Annotated in this window: 32 protein-coding genes; all 32 read right to left on the reverse strand. The window is 41.5% G+C overall.

Features of this window, described 5'->3' with window-relative positions:
- On the reverse strand, positions 1-1009 hold a 1009-nt coding region (locus tag U0M88_RS02600), incomplete at its 3' end, for a peptidase U32 family protein (RefSeq protein ID WP_331868813.1).
- A 39-nt stretch (positions 1010-1048) separates the two neighbouring features.
- Positions 1049-1417, reverse strand: a complete 369-nt coding sequence (locus U0M88_RS02605) for a metal-dependent transcriptional regulator (RefSeq protein ID WP_022789744.1) — start codon at positions 1415-1417, stop codon at positions 1049-1051.
- Between the two features lie 366 nt (positions 1418-1783).
- Entirely contained in the window at positions 1784-2200 is a 417-nt protein-coding gene (locus tag U0M88_RS02610) for a hypothetical protein (protein WP_272006694.1), read from the reverse strand.
- A gap of 128 nt (positions 2201-2328) precedes the next feature.
- A complete protein-coding gene (locus U0M88_RS02615; protein ID WP_117445667.1) occupies positions 2329-2970 on the reverse strand; it encodes a CBS and ACT domain-containing protein in 642 nt (213 codons plus the stop codon).
- Between the two features lie 3 nt (positions 2971-2973).
- Positions 2974-3678 (reverse strand): ABC transporter ATP-binding protein, encoded by a 705-nt coding sequence (locus tag U0M88_RS02620; RefSeq protein WP_027969049.1) that lies wholly within the window; start codon positions 3676-3678, stop codon positions 2974-2976.
- 7 nt (positions 3679-3685) lie between these two features.
- Complete coding sequence (locus U0M88_RS02625) at positions 3686-4465, reverse strand: ABC transporter ATP-binding protein (protein WP_117445668.1); 780 nt, start codon at positions 4463-4465, stop codon at positions 3686-3688.
- Complete coding sequence (locus U0M88_RS02630; RefSeq protein WP_117445669.1) at positions 4465-5418, reverse strand: branched-chain amino acid ABC transporter permease; 954 nt, start codon at positions 5416-5418, stop codon at positions 4465-4467. Before U0M88_RS02630 ends, U0M88_RS02625 begins: the two co-directional genes overlap by 1 nt.
- Before the next feature lie 3 nt (positions 5419-5421).
- The gene (locus U0M88_RS02635; RefSeq protein ID WP_117445670.1) at positions 5422-6300 is read right to left on the reverse strand and encodes a branched-chain amino acid ABC transporter permease; all 879 of its coding nucleotides are present in this window, start codon (positions 6298-6300) and stop codon (positions 5422-5424) included.
- Between the two features lie 58 nt (positions 6301-6358).
- On the reverse strand, positions 6359-7537 hold the full coding sequence (locus tag U0M88_RS02640; protein WP_331868814.1) for an ABC transporter substrate-binding protein: 1179 nt from the start codon (positions 7535-7537) through the stop codon (positions 6359-6361).
- Positions 7538-7676: 139 nt separating this feature from the next.
- Positions 7677-8324: a site-2 protease family protein gene (locus U0M88_RS02645; protein ID WP_117445672.1), complete on the reverse strand. Its 648-nt coding sequence runs from the start codon at positions 8322-8324 to the stop codon at positions 7677-7679.
- A 2-nt stretch (positions 8325-8326) separates the two neighbouring features.
- A complete protein-coding gene (ychF, locus tag U0M88_RS02650; protein WP_117445673.1) occupies positions 8327-9430 on the reverse strand; it encodes a redox-regulated ATPase YchF in 1104 nt (367 codons plus the stop codon).
- Between the two features lie 2 nt (positions 9431-9432).
- A complete protein-coding gene (locus U0M88_RS02655; RefSeq protein ID WP_167697901.1) occupies positions 9433-9633 on the reverse strand; it encodes a DUF951 domain-containing protein in 201 nt (66 codons plus the stop codon).
- Positions 9626-10486 (reverse strand): bifunctional methylenetetrahydrofolate dehydrogenase/methenyltetrahydrofolate cyclohydrolase FolD, encoded by an 861-nt coding sequence (folD, locus tag U0M88_RS02660; RefSeq protein WP_331868815.1) that lies wholly within the window; start codon positions 10484-10486, stop codon positions 9626-9628. The genes U0M88_RS02655 and folD overlap by 8 nt, the downstream gene beginning before the upstream one ends.
- Positions 10486-10932: a D-aminoacyl-tRNA deacylase gene (dtd, locus tag U0M88_RS02665; protein ID WP_195222051.1), complete on the reverse strand. Its 447-nt coding sequence runs from the start codon at positions 10930-10932 to the stop codon at positions 10486-10488. Before dtd ends, folD begins: the two co-directional genes overlap by 1 nt.
- Positions 10929-11405, reverse strand: a complete 477-nt coding sequence (gene ispF / locus U0M88_RS02670) for a 2-C-methyl-D-erythritol 2,4-cyclodiphosphate synthase (protein ID WP_331868816.1) — start codon at positions 11403-11405, stop codon at positions 10929-10931. Before ispF ends, dtd begins: the two co-directional genes overlap by 4 nt.
- 71 nt (positions 11406-11476) lie before the next feature.
- Complete coding sequence (locus U0M88_RS02675) at positions 11477-12529, reverse strand: NlpC/P60 family protein (protein WP_331868817.1); 1053 nt, start codon at positions 12527-12529, stop codon at positions 11477-11479.
- A 101-nt stretch (positions 12530-12630) separates the two neighbouring features.
- Positions 12631-13377 carry a triose-phosphate isomerase gene (tpiA, locus tag U0M88_RS02680; RefSeq protein WP_331868818.1) on the reverse strand — a complete coding sequence of 249 codons (747 nt, stop codon included), beginning with the start codon at positions 13375-13377 and terminating at the stop codon, positions 12631-12633.
- 17 nt (positions 13378-13394) lie between these two features.
- Positions 13395-14579 carry a phosphoglycerate kinase gene (locus U0M88_RS02685; RefSeq protein ID WP_117445680.1) on the reverse strand — a complete coding sequence of 395 codons (1185 nt, stop codon included), beginning with the start codon at positions 14577-14579 and terminating at the stop codon, positions 13395-13397.
- A gap of 93 nt (positions 14580-14672) precedes the next feature.
- Entirely contained in the window at positions 14673-15146 is a 474-nt protein-coding gene (locus tag U0M88_RS02690; protein WP_272003452.1) for a 23S rRNA (pseudouridine(1915)-N(3))-methyltransferase RlmH, read from the reverse strand.
- Positions 15143-16369, reverse strand: a complete 1227-nt coding sequence (glyA, locus tag U0M88_RS02695; protein WP_117445682.1) for a serine hydroxymethyltransferase — start codon at positions 16367-16369, stop codon at positions 15143-15145. Before glyA ends, U0M88_RS02690 begins: the two co-directional genes overlap by 4 nt.
- Before the next feature lie 67 nt (positions 16370-16436).
- Positions 16437-16652 carry a hypothetical protein gene (locus U0M88_RS02700; protein WP_117445683.1) on the reverse strand — a complete coding sequence of 72 codons (216 nt, stop codon included), beginning with the start codon at positions 16650-16652 and terminating at the stop codon, positions 16437-16439.
- Positions 16639-17574: an NlpC/P60 family protein gene (locus U0M88_RS02705; RefSeq protein ID WP_331868819.1), complete on the reverse strand. Its 936-nt coding sequence runs from the start codon at positions 17572-17574 to the stop codon at positions 16639-16641. The genes U0M88_RS02700 and U0M88_RS02705 overlap by 14 nt, the downstream gene beginning before the upstream one ends.
- Positions 17575-17782: 208 nt before the next feature.
- Entirely contained in the window at positions 17783-18961 is a 1179-nt protein-coding gene (locus U0M88_RS02710; RefSeq protein WP_331868820.1) for a phosphopentomutase, read from the reverse strand.
- A 2-nt stretch (positions 18962-18963) separates the two neighbouring features.
- Positions 18964-19680, reverse strand: a complete 717-nt coding sequence (deoD, locus tag U0M88_RS02715) for a purine-nucleoside phosphorylase (RefSeq protein ID WP_331868821.1) — start codon at positions 19678-19680, stop codon at positions 18964-18966.
- Between the two features lie 13 nt (positions 19681-19693).
- Positions 19694-20440 carry a YczE/YyaS/YitT family protein gene (locus tag U0M88_RS02720; RefSeq protein WP_331868826.1) on the reverse strand — a complete coding sequence of 249 codons (747 nt, stop codon included), beginning with the start codon at positions 20438-20440 and terminating at the stop codon, positions 19694-19696.
- 12 nt (positions 20441-20452) lie between these two features.
- A complete protein-coding gene (gene deoD / locus U0M88_RS02725) occupies positions 20453-21157 on the reverse strand; it encodes a purine-nucleoside phosphorylase (RefSeq protein ID WP_331868822.1) in 705 nt (234 codons plus the stop codon).
- Positions 21158-21766, reverse strand: coding sequence for a hypothetical protein (locus tag U0M88_RS02730; RefSeq protein WP_195222044.1), 609 nt, complete (start codon positions 21764-21766; stop codon positions 21158-21160).
- Position 21767: 1 nt separating this feature from the next.
- The gene (locus U0M88_RS02735) at positions 21768-22094 is read right to left on the reverse strand and encodes a PTS lactose/cellobiose transporter subunit IIA (RefSeq protein ID WP_022789768.1); all 327 of its coding nucleotides are present in this window, start codon (positions 22092-22094) and stop codon (positions 21768-21770) included.
- A 3-nt stretch (positions 22095-22097) separates the two neighbouring features.
- Positions 22098-22391 (reverse strand): PTS sugar transporter subunit IIB, encoded by a 294-nt coding sequence (locus tag U0M88_RS02740; protein ID WP_272007584.1) that lies wholly within the window; start codon positions 22389-22391, stop codon positions 22098-22100.
- A 15-nt stretch (positions 22392-22406) separates the two neighbouring features.
- On the reverse strand, positions 22407-23786 hold the full coding sequence (locus U0M88_RS02745; RefSeq protein ID WP_331868823.1) for a BglG family transcription antiterminator: 1380 nt from the start codon (positions 23784-23786) through the stop codon (positions 22407-22409).
- Positions 23753-23995, reverse strand: a complete 243-nt coding sequence (locus U0M88_RS02750; RefSeq protein WP_331868824.1) for an HTH domain-containing protein — start codon at positions 23993-23995, stop codon at positions 23753-23755. Before U0M88_RS02750 ends, U0M88_RS02745 begins: the two co-directional genes overlap by 34 nt.
- Before the next feature lie 33 nt (positions 23996-24028).
- Complete coding sequence (locus tag U0M88_RS02755) at positions 24029-25288, reverse strand: PTS sugar transporter subunit IIC (protein WP_331868825.1); 1260 nt, start codon at positions 25286-25288, stop codon at positions 24029-24031.
- Positions 25289-25393 lie beyond the last annotated feature (105 nt).

The following is a 25393-nucleotide window of genomic DNA, read 5'->3' on the forward strand; positions in this document are numbered from 1 at the left end:
ATACAAAGCGGATTCCATCATTTTGATGTAAAGAATCCTGCAGCTTGACGCGTACACGTTTTCCTTTTTGTCCAATCACATGACCAATCAAGATTCCCTGATGATTGCTGGTTTGGGTATTCATCAAAGCATTACCTCTTTGATCGTAAAGATGACCTTTGGTAAATCCACGATTAAAGGTGACCTGCAGCTCCTTCTGTTCTTTTTTACCCAATGTTTTTCCGTGCAACACCTCATATACCTGATGCACACACTCATACACATATTCCTTGGATTTCATACGTCCTTCGATCTTAATGGAACAAACTCCGAGCTCTTCTAATTCTCGAACTTGTTCGATCAGGGATAAATCCTTAGGGCTTAAAAAATACTGTTCTTTTTCTAAAATCGGCTTTCCATCCTGATAAAGCTTATAGGGCATACGACATGGCTGCGCACACATACCACGATTTCCGCTTCGATCATATTCGATAGAGCTGAAAAGGCATTGCCCGCTGTAACAGATGCAAATGGCTCCATGGACAAAAACTTCCACTTCCATTCCCGTCTGAACCGCTGCCTTTACCTGCTCCAAACTACATTCTCTTGCCAGTACCACACGCTTAACACCTAATTTTTTTAACTGTTCAATCTGCTCAACCTGTGTCACGGAAAGCTGAGTAGAGGCATGTACGACAAGCTGTGGCAATCTTTCATGAAGAAGATGAATTAAGCCTAAATCTTGTACGATCAAGGCATCTACGCCCATTTCGTGAAGGCGTTTTGCCTGTTGATAGGCTTGTTCTATCTCCTGCTCAAACAATAATGTATTCATGGTCACATGCACTTTAATGTTCAAACTATGGCATCGCTTCAATACTTCCTTCATCTGTTCCCAGGTAAAGTTATTGGCATAGGCCCTGGCTCCAAAAGAAGGAAGCGCACAATATATCGCATCACATCCACACTGGATTGCAGCTTCTAAGACTTCCATGCTGCCAACAGGCGCTAATATTTCTATATTTTTCATAAGACTAGTATATATAAAGAAAAGCCATGTTTCCATGACTTACTTCTTATTTTCATAATAATTTTGAATCGCATCAAACGTTTCCTGCGAAATCACATGTTCCATACGGCAGGCATCATTTTCCGCAATGGTCTTTGGTACACCGATCTCTTCCAACATTTCTCTAAAAAAGCGATGTCTACGATATGTTTCGGTTGCGATACGGTTTCCTGCATCTGTCAGATATAAAAATTTATTTTCATCTAAATGAAGATATCCATCTTTTTCCAAAAGTTTGACCGCATGCGATACACTTGGCTTAGAGAACCCTAAATAGCTGGCTACATCCACACTGCGAACATGATCGATTTTTTCACTCAATACCAGAATTGATTCCAGGTAATCTTCCAAAGATTCGCCTAATTCCATAGTTCTCACCTCTTCTATGCCATTTTAAAGGTTTACAACACTTCTGTCAAACAGATTGCCATCACAGAAAGTAAACATTATGATTCGCCCAGTAAAATTTCTTTATCCCTTATTTCAAAGCTAGTTGATATGTAGAGATTGTAAAATAATTGGTCTTGATGAAGTTTCTACATCTAACATATTCATGGCTTCGTTAATATTAAAAACAACACGATTTTTGATTAAACTCTATATATTGTTTATAGAATTTATTAAAATCCCCTCTTATTTACCTTCTACTCTTCCTATGCTAATTCTTTTTTCACAAATCCATCGCTAAATGTACACATCTTTCATCTCGTTTTCTTTATATGTTCCAGTCTATTTCTAATGCATCTGTATAGATTTTAAAATAGCCGGTCGTAAAGATGCTTCTACTCCTAATAAATCCATGGCTTCTTCTATGTTGGAAACAACATGTTTTTTGATTAAATTCTGTACATTATTTATCGAAATGATTAGACTTCCTTCTTTTATACCTCTTTCCATACCTTCATCTCTTCCTTTTTCTATTCCCTTTTCCCAGATCGCATCACTGAATGTGCACATCTTCCTCATCTCGCTTTCTGTTTCCTTTTCCAATAGTTCCTGTATCTCTTCCAGGGAAAGATCCTTATATTCTTCCAGACAGGACTGGAACAAATAGGACAGGATCTGTTTATACGACAGGATCTTCTTGCACTGTTCACCATACAGTCGTTTTGGTTCCTGCATGATTTCTTTCAATTCTTTTTTGTCTTCCATTGAGTTCCCTCCTTTTCTCTACACTATTTAATACGTATGAAAAAGAGAAAACTATTAAAAATTCTTTTAAAAACTGTAAGTTAAAACTAATTTAAAACTTATGACAAAAAAAGAACCAGCCGTAACAGCTAGTTCTTATACGTTTCTAATACTTGATATCCATGTTCTTCTAATGCCTGAATCAAATTCTTTGGATCTTCCGCATCACATCGTACTACCATATTGGCAATACCATCTTTAAATGAATAAACACCAATATGCGAAATATTGACCTTCTTTTGAACAAAGATATCCGATAACTTCCCGATAGCGCCCAATTCATCTTTGACCGCAATTGTAATACGAGTTCCTTTATCTTCCCAACCAAGTACACTTAAAAAGCATCCAAATACATCATTTTGAGTCACGATTCCTACCACATTATTCTGATTATCGACAATAGGGATACAACCAATATCGTGGGATCGCATGGTTTCAGCACAGGATTCCATCAATTCCTCTTCATTCATGGAAATTACATTTTTGATCATCACTGTGCTAACCGTTGTCTTCGACAATAGATAATTCAACTCATAGATACTTAATGAGGTAGCCGATGAATGGGATGTCGCAATCATACCTTCTGTGATCAATCCCACCAGTTTTTGGTTTTCCACAACCGGAACACGATGAATTCCATGTTCTTTCATTAACTCCAATACTTCTGAAATCGTGGCATCTTTTTCCGTACAAATGACATCTTTTGTCATATAATCTTTGACTTTAAACATTTTTTATCCTCCCAGATACGCTTTTTGGATCTCCGGACTTTCCGCCAGTTCCTTACCGGTTCCACTCAATACAACTTTTCCTGTTTCCAGTACATAAGCACGATGAGCGATTGACAGAGCCATTTTGGCATTTTGTTCGACCAATAACACAGTCGTTCCCTGCTTATTGATTTCTTCGATGATCGAAAAGATCTCTTTGACAAGGATAGGTGCCAACCCCATACTTGGCTCATCCAACAATAAAAGCTTCGGTTTTGCCATCAAGGCTCTTCCCATGGCCAACATTTGTTGTTCTCCACCAGATAAAGTAGAAGCATCCTGATTGATTCGTTCCTTTAAGATTGGAAACTGTGCATACACTTTTTCCAGATCTTGTTGAATACCCTTTTTATCCTTGCGTAAGAAAGCACCCATCATCAAATTTTCATAAACGCTCAAGCCGGTAAAGATACGTCGTCCTTCCGGAACCTGTGTGAGCCCTTTTTGTACGATGAACTTTGGATTCTTTTTAAAAATCGATTCACCTAAAAATAGTATATCACCACTGGTCTTCTTTTTGATACCACTGATACTTTGCAGCATCGTTGTTTTTCCGGCACCGTTGGCTCCAATCAAAGAAACAATCTCTCCTTCATTCACTTCCAGGTTGATTCCTTTCAATGCCTCGATCACTCCATAGTGTACATGAAGATCTTTTACTTCCAGCATCGCCATATTAGATTTCCTCCCCTAAATAAGCCTTAATGACAAATTCATTGTTTCGGATTTCTTCCGGATTTCCATTGGCAATCAGCTTTCCATAATCCAGAACATAAATTCTTTCACAGATCTTCATAACCAAAGACATATCGTGCTCGATCAAGATGATCGTCAAACTGTATTTGTCACGAATACGATAAATCAGATTTGTCAGTTCAGCAGTTTCCTGTGGGTTCATACCGGCGGCAGGCTCATCTAAAAACAAAATTTTCGGTTGAATTGCTAAGGCACGGGCAATCTCCAAACGACGCTGTTCTCCATAAGGAAGATTGGTGGCCTGTTCATTACGTTTTCCATACAATCCAACTTCTTTTAACAGCTCACAGGCTTTTTCTTCTACCCATTTTTCTTCATTATAATAAGAAGGTAAACGCAAAATGGCAGCTAAGGTTCCATAACGAATATTTTTATGCATCGCAACCTTTACATTTTCCAAAACCGTCATTGTCTTAAACAATCGAATATTCTGGAAAGTTCGGGCAATTCCATAAGCTGTGATCTTATAAGGTTTTAAACCACCCAATTGAATTTTTTTACCATCTTCATTGAATTCGATCAAACCACTGCTTGGTTCATATACTCCAGTCAATAAGTTAAATAACGTAGTCTTTCCGGCACCATTGGGGCCGATCAAACCAATCAGCTCTCCCTGGTTGATCTGCATAGATACATTGGATACGGCACAAAGCCCTCCAAAGTTTTTGGTCAGATTTTTGATTTGAAGAATTGGTTCCATTAGCGATTCCCCTTTCTTTTCTGAAACAGCTTTTTAAAGGAGAACTCTTTAGTTCCCAATAAACCAGACGGCTTGAAGATCATGATAATGACTAAAGCCAAACCATAGATGATCATACGAATATCGGAAAAGTTTTGTAAGATCATATTTAAGATTCCGATAGCAGCTGCTGCAATCACACTGGAAGTCATCGATCCCATACCACCGAATACGACCATGACCAAAATATCAATAGAACGATTAAAGGTAAACTGTGTCGGGTTGATGACATAGAAGTTGCAGGCAAATAACGCACCGGCCATACTGGCCAATATAGCACCGATCACAAACGCAATGACCTTATAGCGAGTCGTATTGATTCCCATGGCTTCGGAAGCAATTTCATCTTCACGAATGGAAAGACAGGCACGCCCCGGCGCACTACGGGTAAAGTTGCACACAACGACCAATGCGATGACAACGCCGATGATCAATAAAGGCCAAGTGGTTAAACGAGGAATGCCACTCAATCCGGCAGCTCCATTGGTAATTTTCATATTTTGTACAATGATACGAATGATTTCGGCAAACCCTAAGGTCGCAATGGCCAGATAATCACCTTTTAATCGCAATGTTGGTATAGAAACGATCAATGCCACGATCGCAGAAATCACAAATCCAACCAATAAACCTAAGAAAAGGCCGCCCAGATTCGGCATCATTTTCGTAACAATTCCGGCACTGTATGCACCGATACACATAAAGCCGGCATGGCCTAAGGAGAACTGACCACAAATACCAATGACAAGATTTAACGAAACCGCCAAAATGATATTGATACAGATATTATAAAGGGTAATCTGATAGTAGGAGTTGATGATTCCGGCATTCATTAAAACACTGCACACCAGAAAGATCACGACAGCACTGGCAAGCCAGGCAATATTTTCTTTGTTCAATAATTGTTTCGGCATCAATTACACCTTCTCTCTCTGGTTCTTTCCTAACAAACCATCTGGTTTGATGATCAAAATCAGGATCAAAATCAAATATACGATCGCGTCACGATATAACGAGCTTCCATAAGCGACAACCATTGTTTCGGCAATTCCGATAAACAGTCCACCGATCATGGCGCCCGGAACACTTCCAATTCCACCGAAAACAGCGGCAATAAATGCTTTTAAACCGGGAACCATTCCCATTAACGGATCAATCGAATTATAATAAATACCAACTAATATACCGGCAACACCAGCCAAAGAACTTCCCAAAAGGAAGGTAAAGGAAATCGTAGTGTCCACATTGATTCCCATCAGTTTGGCCGCATCCTCATCAACACTGACCGCACGCATGGCACGTCCCATCTTTGTCTTTTTGATAATCAGCTGTAAGGCAATCATCAAAACGATCGTAATCGTAAAGATATACACCTGCTGCATGGAAATCGTAACCGGCCCTAAACTAAAGGAAGAATTGCTTAAAAGAGTCGGATACGTCTTAACTTCACTTCCCATAACATATTGTGTCGTATATTCCAGCACATAGCTGACACCGATGGCGGTAATCAAAGCCGCAATACGGGTCGCATGTCGCAAAGGCTTATACGCGATTCGTTCAATCAGAACACCTAAAATTCCGCAAACCACCATACTGGCAATCATCGCCGGGAAAAAGCTGAAACCAAAATAGGTCGTTGTGATAAAGGCCACATAGGCCCCCAACATATAAATATCTCCATGGGCAAAGTTGATCAGTTTGATGATCCCGTAAACCATGGTATATCCAAGGGCTATCAAAGCATAGATGGAACCCAAAGACAGACCGTTGATAACTTGTTGTAAAAACTGGCTCATAGTTTCTCTCCTTCTACTAGAAAAAAAGGGGAAGTTTGCTTCCCCTGATACATCTGGATTACTGTTCTACTTCGACTTCAGTAGCCGCTGTCTGTACACCGTTTTCCAGTTCAACGATCATAACCGTCTTGATTGGAGAATGTGTATCATCAAATGTGAACGATCCGGTAATTCCAGAGAATTCAATACCTTCCAACGTATTCTTTAGTTCTTCACCGGTAGCTCCGGCTTCTTCTAATGCCTGTAAAGCCAGGTTAGCCGAGTCATAAGCTAATGCAGAGAACATATTTGGCGCTTCACCATATTCTTCTGTATAGGAGTCAATGAAGTCCGTCAATTCATCACTGGCATTCAGTGTTGTATAACATGTTGTGTAGTAAGTATTACTTAAATTATCAGCACCAGCTAACTGAGAAAGAACTTCCGATTCAAATCCATCTGCACCAATGATCGGTGTATCAATTCCCATATCACGAGCCTGCTTAATGATCAAACCAGCTTCCTGATAATATCCGGCAATGTACAAAACATCAAAATCTTTTGATTTCATGTCTGTTAAAATCGATGCGAAATCTGTATCTCCGGAGTTGTAGCTTTGTTCCGCAACAACTTCTCCACCCTTTTCCGTAAATACATCTTTGAATGTGGAAACAAGCCCTTGGCCATAATCACTTACTTCATTGATAATGGCCGCTTTTTTGACGCCCAGGGTATCATAAGCATATTGTGCCATGGCGGCACCCTGATAAGAATCCTCGAAACAAATTCGGAATGCATATGGATACGTTTCGCCATTATCATTAGTTGTCGCATCAATCTGTGTAGCTGATGGTGAAATAACCGGAACGGCATTGTCGCTGGCTACCTGATATGTCGCAATGGATGTACCGCTGGTTGCAGGTCCGATAAGAATAGAAGCACCATCTTCGGTAATCAGACGAGTAGCCGCTGTTGTACTTTCCGCGTTATCTCCTTTGTTGTCCTGTTCGGCAATTTCAATTTTATATTTGGCATCATCACTGGCATTGTATTGATCAATGGCAAGTTTTGCTCCGTTATACTCGGCAGTACCATAGCTTGCGGTTCCACCACTTAACTCAAAATTCAATCCAATCGTTACTGTATCGCCATCTGCCAATGTCTTTCCGGCACCGGCACCTCCGCCAGAACTACATCCGGCTAATAATCCTACGGCTAAAGCTGAGGATGTAAAGACCTTAAAAACTCTTCCCTTCATATCGTTTCCTCCTGTACAATCATTAAATATGTTTATATTCTAAACACATTCTCACATATTTTCAAGAGATTTGTGAAAATATTTTGAAAATATGGAAAAATCTATGAAAAAAGTTTCAAAGACAATAAAAATACTGGGATCATAGTCCCAGTATCATAGAAGAAATATTGATAAAGAATTGAAGGATGTTATTCTGTAACATCGCCAATGGAACATTTAACACATTCATATAGATCAACAAGATCAACACCAGCATAAAGAACGGAGAGCCTTCGATAAAGCGGTAATACTGCTCATCCGGTAAAAACGCGAATAAGATCTTCGATCCATCCAATGGTGGAACCGGAATCAGGTTAAAAAGGCCAAATCCAACATTTAAGGTTGCCGATGTTGATAAAGTAGATACGATAAAGCTTCCGATACCGCTATATACAAATTGTGGCAAAAAAACAATAAGCAAAATGTAAATAAAGACACATATGAAGGCCAGTAAGAAGTTGGCAAGTGGACCGGCAAAGCTGGTCCAGATGATTCCGGTCTTTCTATCTTTATAATAACTGGCATCGATAGGTACCGGCTTGGCCCATCCAAAATGAAACAGTAACAGACATAGCACACCTAACCAATCTACATGGGCAAATGGGTTTAATGAGATTCTTCCCTGCATTTTGGCCGTAGGATCGCCCAGCCAGTACGATACCAGGCCATGTGCCATTTCATGAATGGACATAGCCAATACGACCGCAATAACTAAAGACAACAAGCCTTCCAAATCTATATTAAACATAATTATACATTAAACCGGAAGTGCATGACATCCCCATCCTGCACGACATAATCCTTTCCTTCCAATCGAAGCTTGCCGGCTTCCTTGATCGCATGCTCACTGCCCAGCTCATCCATATCGCTAAAGGCATAAACTTCAGCACGAATAAAGCCTTTTTTGAAGTCTGTGTGAATTACACCGGCACAATCCGGTGCCTTCATTCCCTTTTTAAAGGTCCAGGCACGGCATTCATCTTCACCGGCTGTCAGAAAAGTACAAAGATTCAAGATATGGTATGCTTTCTGAATCAGCGTATCCAGACCACTGGTTGAAATTCCTAACTCTTCTAAGAAAGCAGCTCTTTCGTCTGGTTCCAATCCGCTCAGTTCTTCTTCCATTTTGGCACATAGGCTTACAACTTCGCTGTTTTCCTGCGCTGCATATTCTTTTACCTTTTGATAATACGCATTGGATTCTGGATCCATAGCTCCTTCTTCATCCAGGTTGCAGACATAGATGACCGGTTTTGCCGTCAGCAGGTTATACATCTTCATCAACGCCTGCTCATCTTCTGTTAATTCTAAAGAACGAACTGGTTTCCCTTCTTCCAGACATGGCTTTAACTTGGCCAAAAGTTCCATTTCCATCTTAGCTTCTTTATCTGAAGTCGTCTTGGCCTTACGCTCCACTTTCGCAATACGATTTTCGATCGTCTGCAAGTCTGCCAGCGTTAACTCCAAATTGATGATTTCAATATCTCGAATAGGATCGATGGAATTTTCCACATGCGTGATGTTGGGATCATCAAAACAACGAACGACCTGACAAATCGCATCTGTCAGACGAATATTGGATAAAAACTGGTTTCCTAACCCTTCTCCTTTGGAAGCTCCTTTGACCAAACCGGCGATATCCGTAAACTCAAAGGTCGTATAGATCGTTTTTTTCGGATGAAAGATTTCGACTAAACGATCAACTCTTTTGTCCGGTACTTCGACGACACCTACATTTGGCTGAATCGTCGCAAACGGATAATTGGCAGCCTCCACCTGACTCTTTGTAATGGCATTAAATAAAGTTGATTTTCCGACATTGGGCAAGCCCACGATTCCTGCAGTTAATGGCATTCTTATTCACTTCCTTTCGATACGACCCGCTTTAGCTTCTTTTCAAACTTACTACGGGGCATCAGCACACTGGCACCACAACCTAAACATTTGATTCGAATATCAGCACCCATGCGGATGATCTTCCATTGTTTTGATTTATGACACGGATGTTCCTTTTTCATTTCGATGATATCATTTAAATCATAACTTTTTTCATCCATAGATTTTCTCATGCTCCTTATACGCTTTCAATGTATTCTTCAGTAACATACATACCGTCATTGGCCCTACACCTTTGGGTACCGGTGTAATGGCTTTGGTCTTTTCTTTGACCGCTTCAAAATCCACATCTCCGCAAAGCTTTCCATCCTCCATGCGATTGATGCCAACATCGATCACAACGGCTCCTTCCTTGATATAATCAGCCGTGATCTTCTTTGGTTTTCCAATCGCCGAAATCAAGATATCCGCCTGTTGACAAAGCTCTTTTAAATGCGCTGTTCGCGAATGAGCCATCATGACTGTCGCATTTTGTTTTTGCAGTAGTAAGGATAATGGCTTGCCGACCAGGTTGCTGCGACCGATCACCACGGCATTTAAACCACTTAAATCAGTATAACCGATAGAAGCTAACATCTCCATGACACCTAATGGTGTACATGGCACAAAACCATCTCTTCCCGTCAGCAGCTTACCTGCATTCACAGGATGCAATCCATCCACATCTTTATCCGGTGATATCGCATCGATAACGCTGACTTCATCTAAATGAGATGGCAAAGGCAGCTGAACCAGGATTCCATCAACTTCCGGATCTTCATTCTGTCTTTTGACCTCTTCCAACAACTCTTGTTGTGTTGTTGAACCTGGCATACAAATGGTTCGATTTTCCATGCCTATGGACGCACAGGCATTGGCCTTGCTTTTGACATAACTTTGACTGGCCGGATTATCGCCTACCAGGATTACACTTAAAACCGGAAGTCGTTTTCCTTCCTTTTGCAGCTTTTCAATTTCCTGTTTTAGTTCTTCTTTTATCTTTTGTGATAACTCACTTCCATAAATGATTTCCATTACAATTCCTCGCTATCTAATACGATGGTAACCGGTCCATCATTACACAATTCGATCTGCATATCAGCACCAAATACACCTGTTTCTACATGTAACCCATTATTTCTTAATTCTTCATTAAAATAATCGTATAAGGGAATGGCCAGGTCCGGTTTGGCCGCATCCGTAAAGCCGGGACGATTTCCTTTTTTACAGGAGGCATATAAAGTGAATTGAGAGATAGATAAAATCGAGCCTTGTATATCTTGAATAGATCGATTCATCTTTCCCTGTTCATCAGAAAATATACGAAGACCGCATATTTTCTTAACAACCTTATCCACAATCGCTTTCGTATCGGTATGTGTAAACCCTACAAGGATACAAAAACCCTGATGAATCTGTCCGGTGATCTCCTGATCGATCGTGCATTTCGCATAGTTTGCTCTTTGAATTACGACTCTCATTTTACTTCCTCCAACAGGCAGACCGAGAATGCCGCTGCCCCTTCTTCATGACCGATAAAACCCATTTTTTCTCCCCTTGTCGCTTTGATGGATATTTGATGCAATCTACAATGAAGAATCTGAGCTATATTATTTCGCATCTGTTCTATATAAGGTGCAAGCTTGGGTCTTTCCATCACAATGGTCGCATCCACATTGCCGACTTTATACCCCTTTTGTACCATCATTTCATAGACACAGGCACACAGCTGTAAGCTATTGGCTCCTTTATAGCTTGGATCTGTATCCGGAAAATGTTTTCCTAAATCACCCAGACTTAAAGCACCCAAGATACTTTCCATGATCGCATGTGTCAACACATCCGCATCTGAATGCCCATCTAATCCTTTTTCGTGTTCAATAGAAACACCACCTAAAATCAGTGGTCTTCCTTGTTTGAGTTGATGTATATCGATTGATTGTCCTATACGCATGTCGTCACCTCAGCTTAACAGAATCCATTATACAAAAAAAGACCTGACTTTGAAAGTCAGGTTCTAAACAATTATCGAGTTACCTGAATAAACTGAGGAGCACCTCCACCGCCATTATAAACGCTGGAGATAATGGTCTTGCTGGTGCCGTCTGCTGTCCAGAAGTTTCCATGTACACACAGTCCATTTCCGATATAGATCGCAATATGGTCAACTCCACGACCACCATTGTTGTAGTAAACTAAGTTACCAGCCTGTGGTGTATCTGTGTAATATCCATACATAATGTATTGATCCGGCCATAATTGATAAGCATCACTTACACCGGCTAAAGCCAATGCCTGCTGTACAACCTGTGTACACTGCTGTCCATCCGTTACACCAACCAATGTTTGTGCAGCTGCCGCAATACGTGCGTTCAAATCAGCATAAGCCCCTGTTGTATCACCCGATCCCGGTGTTGTAGTATCCTGGGCCGGAGGTGTTACTGGCTGAGATGGTGTTTCTTCTACCGGTGTACTTGGCGTTTCTTCCACTGCCGGCGGCGTTGTTGTAGTATCCTGAGCCGGAGGTGTTACCGGCTGAGATGGTGTTTCCTGTGCCGGATCGCTTGGTGTTTGATCAACCACTGGTGTTGTTGTGTCTGCAGGTGGTGTCTGCACAGTTGTATCTTCAGTATAAGTTGGCTGTGATACATCCGCTGTTGTATCTTCCACTACAGTTACGCTTTCCTGTGCTGCAGCCTGTTCCTGCGCTAAAGCTTCCTGTGCGGCTTTTTCTTCAGCTTCTTTCTGTGCATCTACTGCTTTTACTTCTTCTGTAACAACTTCTTTAGTAACAGTTGATACATTTTTCTGCACCGACTGCGATACATCTTGTGATACAGTGGCAACAGTGGCCTGCTGTGTCGTTTCTTCGTCCACTTCACCGCTTTCATCAAAGTAATAACTTTTTCCTTCGATTTCCTGCCATCCAACAGCTATGGTTGCATCTGTATTAATATAACGGTCTCCGTGCCAGCCTGGCTCCGTTTCCATCGCGTATACGGCTGCTACAACCGGAAAACAACTTGCGACACATAGAACGGCTGCCACTTTTTTACCATGCTCTTCAATGTAATTCATAGAATAACCCCCTTAGTTAATCGAATAGTTACCATAAATTTATCATAAAAAAAGAGGGCATTCAACCCTCTTTTTAAACAATCTGTTATACTTTTTAATAATTACTTTGTTTTTTCGATAATTTCCATGAAAGAATCTGCTTTTAAGCTGGCTCCACCGATCAAAGCACCGTCGATATCCGGGCATGCCATGTATTCAACGATGTTTCCTGGTTTTACACTTCCACCATACTGTACACGTACAGAATCAGCAGCTTCCTGACCATACATTACTTTAACCTGATCACGAACGATGGCACAGCAGTTTTGTGCATCTTCTTTTGTAGCTGATTTACCGGTACCGATAGCCCAGATTGGTTCATAAGCGATAACCATGTTAGCTACATCTTTGGCATCCAAATCAGCAATGGAACCTGTCAACTGATCACGAATGACTTTTTCAGTTTCTCCGGCATCGTACTGTGCTTCCGTTTCACCGATACAAAGAATTGGTGTCATTCCGGCAGCAATCAGACGTTTTGCCTTTTTGTTAACTGTTTCATCCGTATCACCAAACATCTGACGACGTTCACTGTGTCCGATGATGCAGTATTTGATTCCTAATTCTTCCAACATAGGAACGCTGACTTCTCCGGTGAAAGCTCCACTGTCTTCAAAGTGGCAGTTTTCAGCGGCAACGATCAAGTTTTTGGCATTGTCGGCAGCCGTTCTTAAATCAGTAAACGGACAACCGATTCCATATGTTGCGTTTTCACTTGCGGCAGCAGCATCTACTTCCTTGAAGAAAGATTCTGTCTCCGCATTGTTTTTGTTCATTTTCCAGTTTCCAACAATAATTGGTTTTCTCATTTTTATTTCCTCTTTTCTTACTTCTCACTGATGATTGCGATACCTGGCAATGTCTTACCTTCCATGTATTCCAAAGAAGCTCCACCACCGGTAGAAACATGAGAGAATTTATCGGCATAGCCTAACTGTTTGGCTGCAGCGGCAGAATCACCACCACCGATAACAGTGATCGCATCCGGCAATTCCGAAATAGCCTGGCATACTAATTCTGTACCCTTGGCAAATTTCTTCATTTCGAATACACCCATTGGACCATTCCATACAACAGTCTTAGCTCCGGCCAGTGTTTCCTTGAACAATTCTACAGAAGCAGGACCGATATCCAATCCCATCCATCCTTCAGGGATTTCTCCGGATTTACATACCTGTGTATTAGCTTCTTCACTGAAAGCATCTGCACAAACGTTATCCACCGGCAATACCAGCTTGTCACCGGCTTTTTCCAGGTATTCTTTTGCCAGTTCTAATTTGTCATCTTCTACTAAAGAAGTACCGATGCTTCCACCCTGTGCTTTCATGAAGGTATAAGCCATACCACCACCGATGATAACTTTGTCGGCTTTCTTCAATAAGTTGTCGATAACATCGATCTTGCTGGAAACTTTTGATCCACCGATGATCGCAACAAATGGATGTGCTGGATTATCGACTGCTTTTCCAAGCATTGTAACTTCTTTTTCTACAAGGAAACCTAAACCGTTTTCTTTGATGTTTGTTGGGATTCCTACAGTTGATGCATGTGCACGGTGAACAGAACCAAAGGCATCTTCTACAAAGACTTCACCAAGGCTTGCCCAGTAAGCACCTAATTCAGGATCGTTTTTGCTTTCGCCCTTTTCATAACGCGTATTCTGCATCAAAACGATTTCTCCGTCTTTTAAATTATTGACAGCTTCTTCCAATTCTGGTCCACGAGTTACCGGACAGAAAGAAACTTTTGTATCTGGTAACAGTTCCTGTAAACGAACAGCTACACATTCTAAGTTATTTTTAGCTTTATCTTCTTCTGTTTTTACTTTACCTAAATGTGACATCAAAATGATCTTTGCGTTATTTTCCACTAAGTATTTAATGGTTGGTAAAGCCATGACGATACGGTTGTCGTCTGTGATCACACCGTCTTTTCTAGGTACGTTAAAATCGCAACGTACGATGACCTTTTTTCCAGAAACCTGAAGGTCTTTTACAGTTCTTTTAGACATTTCCATTCCTCCTACTGTACTAAACGTTTTTATTATATCACTTGATTTTTTGATTTCCTAGATTTTGTTTTTAATTCCCTGATAAAAACGCCCTTACTTGTGGTAAGAGCGTCCATTTTGAATCATAAAAGCACGATAGATCTGTTCTAAGACAAGAATTCTTGTCATCAGATGGGTAAAAGTCAGATCACTGAGCTTCCAGCGAACATTGGCTCGTTTGACCAAATCGTTGCTTGGTCCAAGAGAACCGGCAATCACAAAAACTAAATCCGACGATTTCATAAACCAGCTTTCCAACTGATTAGAAAACAAAATGGAATCCGGCATCTTGCCATGCAGGTCTAATAAGATCACGAAATCCTGTGGACGAATCTTCTCCAGGACGCGTTTTCCTTCTTTTTCCTTGATCAATTCAGCTTCCTTATCTCGTTCCATATGTACATTGGATTCGTCCTTGACCTCCATGACCTGAAGCTTTGAAAACGGCTGGATACGCTTTACATACTCATTTTCCAGATGGCACAGCGCTTTTTCTTTGTTTTTCCCAACACAAAGAAGCGTGATCAAATTTGTGCCTCCACCGGATAGTTGGCTGTCAAAGCCTGCACTTCTTCTTTAACACGGGCACAAACAGCCTCATCACCGGCCTTTAAGACTTCAATGATCCAGTCTGTCACTTTTTCAAATTCAGCTTCTTTAAAACCACGGCTTGTCATGGCAGCCGAACCAATACGGATACCACTTGTCACAAACGGTTTTTGTGTATCATATGGAATCGTATTTTTATTGACCGTGATGCCCGCCAGATCCAACAATCTTTCCGCTTCTTTTCCAGTCATACCGATACTGGACATCACGTCCAACATCAACAGATGGTTATCACTGCCGTTAGATACAACTCTAAAGCCCGCTTTCTGGAAACCAGTTACCATCACTTGCACATTTTTAACAACCTGCTGCATATATTCTTTGTATTCCGGCTGCATAGCTTCATACAGGCAGATGCCCTTAGCAGCAATCACATGTTCCAACGGTCCGCCCTGCATACCCGGGAATACTTTGGAATCCAATTTTTTGGCAAATTCTTTTTTGCAGAAAACCATACCTCCACGAGGTCCGCGCAATGTTTTGTGTGTTGTTGTCGTCACAAAATCGGCATAAGGGATCGGACTGGGATGCAAACCGGTAGCCACAAGACCGGCAATGTGTGCCATATCGACCATCAAATAAGCACCACAGGCTTTGGCAATCTTACCAAATCGTTCAAAATCGATGATACGAGAATAGGCGCTGGCGCCGGCTACGATCAGCTTTGGTTTTACTTCCATAGCCTTTTTTTCTAACGCATCATAATCGATTTCTTCCGTTTCTTTATCCACCATATAAGGTACAAAGTTATACAGCGTACCTGAAAAATTCATCGGATGTCCATGTGTCAGATGCCCACCGGCCGCAAGATCCATTCCCATCACCGTATCGCCCGGCTCTAATAATGTATTATACACTGCCATATTGGCCTGCGAGCCGGAATGTGGCTGTACGTTGACGTGTTGGGCACCAAACAATTCACAGGCTCTTTGTCTTGTAAGCTCTTCGGCTTCATCAACATGAACACAGCCGCCATAATAACGCTTGCCCGGATAGCCTTCGGCATATTTATTGGTCAGCACACTACCTTGTGCTTCCCGTACTTCTTTGGATACAAAATTTTCACTGGCAATCAATTCAATATTTCTTTTTTGTCTTTGTTCTTCCTTTTCAATGATCGAAAACATTGTCGCATCTCTCATAGCGCACCTCCATTTTTTGTCATTCTACCACAAGGAGCAAAAAAAAAGAAAGAGCGGCGCTCTTTCTTCAAATGTTTTTCATTTCTTTATCAATCAACCCTAGTGCAATCATCAAAGCTTTGATCCTTCTATGGGCCAGCGTGATCTGTGATCGATAGCGTTGTGGTTCTTCTTTTGATTCTATAGTTTGTACTGTTTTCTCTAATTTATGTACGATCGAATCAATTTGCCGCCTGGCCTCTGCCAATTCTTCGATCGATGGCTCTTTACTACTGTCGCACATGCACATAACCAATCAACTGGTTGGAACAATTTACGGAAAAAATCTGTGTGGTATAACCATTCCATCCACCATGGACAGCCTGACCATTGCCAATATAGATCGCCACATGTCCCTGATACACACAAATATCACCCGGTACCGGATCGTTTGTCAAATCACCCAATGATAAATAGGCACTTGGAGCTCCATGAAAGTTGATTCCCACGGCCTTTAAAGAATTGGTCACCAACATCGTACAATCTTGATGGACACCGATCTGTGCCAAAGCCGCATCCGCAATCTTCTGATAGAAGTTTGGATCTTCTTTTTTATCGACCACTACCTGCACTTCCTTACTGGTTTGATTTCCGGCATCGTCGGTTGCGATAATCGTTGCCGTATAAGAACCGGCTGTTGTGGTATCGATCGTGCCTTGTACATCGACAGAAACATCTTCTGTTTCATCACTGACTTTAATTTCTTTAGAAAGATCAAAATCATCTCCCTGCAGGATATCATAACGATCCTGTACCTGAATCTGCGGGGCTGTAGTATCTTGTACATCCAAAGTTGTCTGAATGATAAAATCGCTGGATACACCTTCCAGAGCCTTACCACCCATCTTTTCAAACATCGCCTTGGAATCCTTTAAGGAATACGTAATGGAAACCGGTTGTTTTCCGGTCTGCATCAAATCCAGACCATTAACCTTAATTTCCATCTGATCGTTTTCATAGACCAACGTATCGCCAATTGTCTTTTTGTATGTTAGTTCTGAACCCATAAAAGCATAACGGTTTGTGATCGCATCAATTACAGAATCTTTATCCTTGACCTGACAAGTTTCAACAGTTTCTTTTGTCTGTGCCTCTACAGTTTGTCCCTGTATACCAAGAGTGAACAGTAGTCCTAGACTCAATGCGATAAATTTCGTATTTTTCAAGAGTTCTTCCTCCATTCTATTCATGATTTGTGAACATTTTTTTGCACACAATTTGGCATGATACACAAAAGTTGATGATTTGTAAAGTTTTTTGGCAATTTCACAAATTTCCCACATTTTCATTCAAAGTGCTTTGTCTATCGCATTTTCAAGCCATTTTGACAAACAAAAAAGACCTTTCTATAGTCTAAAAAGGTCTAAGAAAAAACTATTTTAATTCGTCTAAAAGACTGGAACCAATCGTTCCTTCCGGCATGGAAACGCCAAAGTTATCGGCAATTGTGGCACCGATCACCGCAAATGTTTGTGCATCCGGTAATACACCCATACCCTTCATGGACGGTGAATAGGCCAGTAAAGGAACCATTTCACGCGTATGATCCGTTCCTTTATATGTTGGATCGTTACCATGATCAGCTGTCACCAAAACCAGGTCATCCTCATGCAGCTGTTCTAATAAAGTACCTAAAGCTGTATCAAATTTTTCCAGCTCTTCACCATATCCAATCGGATTTCTTCGATGCCCCCATAAAGCATCAAAATCCACCAGATTCACAAAACACAAGCCAGTAAAATCTTCTTTGACAATTTCATTGGTCTGCTCCATGCCATGTACGCTGCTCTTGGATTTATAAGCCTTGGTAATGCCTTCTCCATCAAAGATATCTCGAATCTTGCCAACGCTGATCACATCATAACCTGCTGCTTTTAAGGCATCTAAAGCGGTCTTGCCATAAGGCTTTAATGCATAATCATGACGATTGGAAGTTCGTACGAATTCTCCTTTTTTCTTTCCGGTATAAGGGCGGGCAATGACACGTCCTACCTTCCATTCCGGTTTCATAGTAAGATCTCTTGCAGCTTCACAATAGCGATACAAAGTATCGACACCCATTGTTTCCTCATTTCCACAAATCTGTAATACAGAATCGGCAGATGTATAAACGATCAGATCTCCATTGTGGATTTCCTGTTCTGCCAGTTCATCCAGGATTTCGGTACCGCTGGCCGCTTTGTTTCCAATAATTTTACGACCATCACAGCGTTTGCTTAATTCATCCAACAATTCTTTTGGGAAACCGGTTTCGGTAAATGTCTGAAACGGTGTTGTGATATGCAACCCCATCATTTCCCAGTGGCCTGTCATCGTATCTTTTCCGGCACTGGTTTCCTGTAAGCGCAAGGCATAGCCCATCGTCTGTGTATCTTTTTGAATGCCGATGTTGCCAAGCCCTAACTTCATCATATTCGGAATTTTCAAATCCGGCATCTTTTCTAAGATATGTCCAAATGTATGCGCTCCTTCATCATCGAATTCTTTGGCATCCGGCGCATGACCGATCCCAAAAGAATCGACAACGATCGTAAAAACTCTCTTGTATTTCATAACTACCTCATGATGGCAGCTTCTAAAGCCACTTCCATCATCTGCGCAAAAGAAGTCTGTCTTTCCTTGGCACTGGCATGTTCATTGGTCACTAAAGAATCGGAAATTGTCAAGATACAGGCGGCATTCTTGCCTAAGATCTTCGCATTGTGGAATAAGGCAAAGCTTTCCATCTCCACACAGACACATCCATGCTCATTATAAAAATCATTATGATCCGGCACATTGGCTTCATGATAGAAAACATCACTGGAATGAATGCGTTCTTCTCGCAGCTTGATACCTAATTTGTCGGCGGCTTCTTTGATGGTTTCGTTTAATTCCGGACTTGGATACTGAATGTCCCCTTTTACACCGGCCTGTGCCATGCAGTAAGTGGATTCACTCCAGCAGCTGTTGGCCAACACCAGATCAAAAATATGAAGATCGCTTGTATAAGCGCCGGCACTACCGATACGGATGATATTTTCTACACCATATTCATGAAATAACTCATAAGAATAGATGCCGATGCTTGGCATTCCCATGCCGCTTCCCATAACGGAAATTCTTTTTCCTTTATAGTCCCCGGTACAACCAAACATATTGCGCACGGTATTAAACTGTACGATATTTTCCAGATATGTCTCGGCGATAAATTTCGCACGAAGCGGATCACCGGGCATCAAAACGGTTTTGGCGATATCGCCAGGATTTGCATTGTTGTGTGCTGTTGCCATAAACATTCCTCCTCTACTTGGCTTTTTTCAGTAAAATTCTTTTTATAGGCTGACTTGTCAGCAGCTTCAAACACAGTTGAATACCGCTTCCCATACATACGATGGCAAGCAAAGTTCCAATCGCAGCCGGCGCACCTAATACGATTCCCAGGATCGCAAAGAAGATATCCGCACTGGTTCGAACGATACCGACAGCCAGATGAAAACGATCGCATAACGTAAAGACTAACGCTTCATAAGCTCCCTTGCCATAATCCGCAAGGGCATAAAACGCAATTCCAAAGGCAAGGATCAACAATCCCAATACCATCAGAATGATTCGAAGCAGATAGCTGGCCCCTTCAAAATTCAAATTCACAAACACATCTGTTGTCAGTGCAATCACAATTGGATTTAAAAGGCTTCCCAAATGAATTTGTTTTCGATCCATGAAAAATACGATCACAAGAAGCACGGCACAGACTAACAGATTGGCCTGTCCGACCGTAATGTGTAAGTGATTGGCGATTCCGATCCAAAATAAGGTCATCGGATCGCTTCCCAGATTCACGGCGATCGTTATGCTGATTCCTACTCCCATGATAAAGGAACCTACGATTACAAGCAACAATTTCCTTAGATCCATACTCTCTCCTTTCCCAAAAAAAGATACCGCAAAGATTTTCTTTACAGTATCTTTTGTGGCTTTTCTTTTGACAACATTACTATAAAAGAAAGCTGGAAAGGCTTCAAATAATCTTTTTCCTATCTTTTCGGAAATGTTCCATAAACCTTAGGCAAAGGAAGTTAATGTATCTAACGCAATCTGAATCATCGCATCAAAGTTTTGTTCACGCTCGGCTACGCTCAACTTTTCTTTTTTCAAAGAATGATCACTGACCGTTAAGATCGTAGCCGCCTTTTTCTGTGCCTGATCGGCATTGTGTAATAACGCAAAGCTTTCCATATCGACGGCCAGACAATGCTTCTGTTCACAGATCAAATGCTTGTCTTCTTTTTTCTTATAGTAAAAACAATCACTGGTATGCAGACGACCGGTTTTGTAGTTTTGGGCATGCTCACAGAGCGATTTCCAAAGCGCTGGATCCGGTTCTACAATATCTTTTTCATAGCCGCTGTACGTATGGGCATAGGTCGATTGACTCCAGCAGGAATCTGGAATAAAGATATCCTTTAAATCTAAATCCATGGTATAGGCTCCGCAGGAACCGACCCGTACAATGACTTCGACATCGTATTTATTAAACAGCTCGTGCGAATAGATTCCCATTGAACCACATCCCATACCACTTCCCATGACAGTGATACGTTTTCCTTTATACATGCCGGTATAAGCCAACATGCCGCGAACTTCATTAACCAAAGCGGCATTTTCTAAAAACTTACCGGCGATATAACGAGCACGATACGGATCACCCGGCATTAAGACCACCGAAGCAATCTGTTCTTTATCCGCTGAATTATGTACCGTTGCCATTTACCATTGCCATCCATTGAATGTAAAGGTGGTTTCGGCCACATCGCTAGGATCGTATTCTTCCAAGAGCTTGGCATAGCGATCTTTATAATCATTATCCACCTGGGCCTGTGGAATGACGATGCTGGCTTCGTTTAAGAAATGGAAAGAATCTCTTCCCATGGCTTTTCCACGTTTTGTATGCTTGTCCAAAGCCACATCCGGAATTTCCGGTAATTTACCCATCGCAAAGCTTTTCATCACGATGTTTTTCAGTAAATCACTGGAGCGATCCTTTTCGCTTTGGCACATATAACGAATTGCGTGAATGAAGTAGATCGTACGATCATTATCCCCATAATCAAAATTTAAACGGGCCTGTGATAAGGCGTTGACCACAACGGCAGCCAGAGGATTGCCCATGCCGATATCTTCTACAGAAATCGTCAAAAGACGACGCCACATTTTTTCTTCCAGCTGTGGTGAAGAAATATACAGCTCATAGGCAAACATACAGGCCTCTTCTTCTTTTCCTCTTCGAATACATTTTTGTAATGAGCTGATCACTTCATCGCAGGCATAACCGTTGCGTGTAGTGATCTGTGCCCATGGATCGTATGAAAATGCCATATTATGCTTCCTTTCCTAATTTTTTATAAATCTCGATAATTTCAAGAACCAGAACCTTGATGGTTTCACAACTCATAAACTGGTCTTCCGCATGTAATACCAACATGGAAACCTGCGGTGTGTTTTCCGCCGCTTCCTTTTGAAGCAGCTGCATATGTGTTTCATGTGCTGTCTTTAGCACTTCGTCCCCTTGAAGGATCTGTTCCTGTGCTTGTTCAAAATTTCCTTCTCTTGCCAAGCGGGCCGCTTCAATATAAGTCGATTTGGCCACACCCGAATAGGCAATGATCTCCATGGCAATCTGTGAAAGACGTTCCAGATCTGCCATAACTTACCCCTTTAAAGCTTTCGCCTGTTCGTAGGCAGCCTTACCATCAGCCATCGCATACACACGCATATCGACACAATCGGTTGGTACACCAACTTTAGCTTTGATATCGTTGACCATATAACGAATCTGTGGAGCCACCAGGCATACATCCCATTTTCCGGCTTCATCAGAAGCACTGGCAGAGCTTACCGCCTGCACCAATGCATCCTCTCCGATACTCTGTGCATATTCTGCGATCTTCTTTACTAAGATGGAACTGGACATTCCGGCATTGCATACGACTAAGATTTTCATATTTTTCCTCACTCTCTATAAGACTTGAACGATACGTTCCAAATAATCAATCAGTTCTCCGGAATTTTCGATCTTGGTCAGGACGTTGACCAGTCTTTCCGAAGCCGCGATCTTATTGATAAGATCATAGATATGAATCATTTCTTTATTGATTTTAGGCTCATGCGCCCCTACAAATACGATACGAACCGGTTTTTGCGCATGCGTAAGCGAGTTTTTTATGATTGCCACACAAATTCCTGTTTTCTTTGCCTGATTTTCCAAAGGGTGTGAAAAGTAAACCCCGTTACGAATATGTGTGGAATAAATCTGTTCTCGCTGCAGCGTCATCGTGGAAAAGAGATCCGGATCCTCGATGTTTTGTTGTTGATAGAGATTGAAAGCACAAGCTTCGATCACCTGTACAAAGGAAGCTGCCTGATCAAAGAAAAGCACTCGTTTTCGATCAAAGACCTCATGGAAGATTACTTCACTGGAAGTTAATGTCATCGTTTTGACAATAAAAGTTTCCAGACGTTTTCTTTCGCTTTCTCCCGGTAATTGCGTAATTTCTACGATCGGAATGCCGATTTTTGCTTCAATGGGCATATCCGAAATGACCAGATCCGCACTTCCCTGCTTTAACTGCTCTTTGAGCTGGTATAAAGGAATCTGTGAAATAATTTCGATTCGTGAGCCAAATTCCTGATGCAGCCAAACATGCAACATATTCGCAAAGCTCTGGGAAGTGCCACTGACTAAAATCGCCTTTACCCTTGCCTTTTGAGCCCTTAAAAACGGCATGACATACATTGTTAAAAACGATATTTCATCTTCGCTCAAATACAGTCCGTAGCGCTCATGAATAATTGGTACGATCAACATCGTGATCTCATACGCAAACGCATATTTGACCTTGACCTCCTGTAACAGAGGATTGGTCAGCTGATAGTCCATCAATAAGCGCTTGATAGTAAACTGCAGATAAATCTTAAAGTTCTCAAACAATGATGGAATCTGAGTAAAATCCATATTGTGTTTTGCCTTCATCTGTAAGGTGAATTCTTCGACGATCTCATCGACTTCCGTGCCCGATACCACATTTTGTTTACTGCTGTAAAAGCCAAGTGTTTCAATGTAGTTTTGAAGCAGGTGACAATCCATTGTCGTCAGATCAAAGCGAAGATCCTGCAGCAGGCTGGTCAACATGCGAACCAGCACTTCATTAGGCTGAAACAGTTCTACTTTTTTTGTCAGTGCATATCCGTTTTCTGAACGAAGCATGGTAAAGAAGACCATCCATGCGATCACAAACAACAGCTGATCAGAAAGGACAATGGAATTGCTTCGACAAAAGCTGCTGATATAATCTGTAATATCACTTAATTCTTCCATGTCCGCATCTTCTTTGACCATCTGATATTTTCCTGCATGATAAAGTAACCAGAACGCTTGCTGGACTGAATCTGACACTGCGCATTTTTCAAGACCAGATTGATAGCCGCAATATCATTGCGGATCGTTCGGGTACTGACCTGCATTTTTTCGGCGATCTCATTGGCATAGATGCCCCGGCTGTGATTTAAGATCATCTTGATTACATTTTTCTGACGGTCACTTAACAACAGGCATCCCTCTTTTCCATTTTACTGATTCGTTTATGCGTTTTGTGCTTCTTTCTGTGCTTCGATCTCGCGTTCTTTTCTGACCTCATCGGCTTCCATAGCTTTAAAGAACGGATAATAGAAGACACCCATCAAGACGACATTGAAGATTGCCAATACGGCTGCCTTCCAATCCATCGTCAATAAGAAAGCCTGGAATCCCGGAGGCAAAAATCCTGGTGCTTCACCTAATGGCAAAGAAACTAAACCAGTAGCCATCGCTTCATAAGAAATAACCGCACAAATCACTGGTCCCAATACAAATGGCACTAACATGTAAGGGTTCATGATCATTGGCAAACCAAAGATGATTGGCTCATTGATACCAAAAATAGAAGGAACGATACCAACTTTACCGATAGAGCTTAATGATTTTGCCTTGGAGCGACACATCATGATGACTAACAACAAAGTCATACCGGAACCGGAAACTTGCAGGAATCCAAAATAGAATCCATACGTAAAGATATGTTCCGGTGTTGCACCGGCTGCAACGGCAGCCGCATTTTCAGCAGCATAAGTGATCGCAAACGGTGCCCAAACACTCTGTGTGATGGCAGCACCATGTAAACCAAATACCCACAATAGCTGTGTTAAGAAGATAATGATCGCCACAGCCCAAACAGAATCCATCGAAGAAATGGCCGGTGCCAACAAACTGATGATGATCTTAGGGAATGTCGTTCCCGCATATGTCTGGCACAACAAAGCAACCGCAACAGCCAAAATAACGTTGATCGCAAATGGAATCAAAGACATGAAACTTTCAGATACCATTGGAGGTACGCTGTCCGGCATACGAATCGTCCAGTTATGTTTCACAAACATACGAGTAATTTCTACTACCAGTAAACCAAAAATAATACTTACGAATAAACCTTCTGATCCTAAAGAAGTAATGTCGAAGATCATACTGTTTTCGGCATCCACCTTCACACAAAGTACTACCTGGCAAAGCATAGCCATAATTCCAAGCATGCTTGGAGATTTCATCTCATATCGTTTAGCTAACGATTCAGCGATGAAAAAGGCCGAGAATAATGACATGATGTTAGTCGTAAAATAAGTTGGAAAGTTAAAAATGAGAATGTGATCATTGACCCAGGCTCCAAAACCTCCCCCGAAAAGGTTTCCTAAGCCTACCGGAATCATACAGAATGAACCGATGATGATGATCGGAATGATCGCAACCACACCGTCTTTCACTGACTGCAGATGTCGCTGTTGTTCCAATTTCTGTGCAATCGGAAACAACCACTTCTGCAGCGCATGAGTATTCCGTTAACTGAAGTCCATCCTGTACGATAGAGAAGTCCACTCAATCCGCTTATGAAGTCCACTATTTTATAAATATAAATA

The sequence above is a fragment of the Faecalicoccus sp. genome (genome assembly GCF_036552745.1).
Classification (GTDB): domain Bacteria; phylum Bacillota_I; class Bacilli_A; order Erysipelotrichales; family Erysipelotrichaceae; genus Faecalicoccus.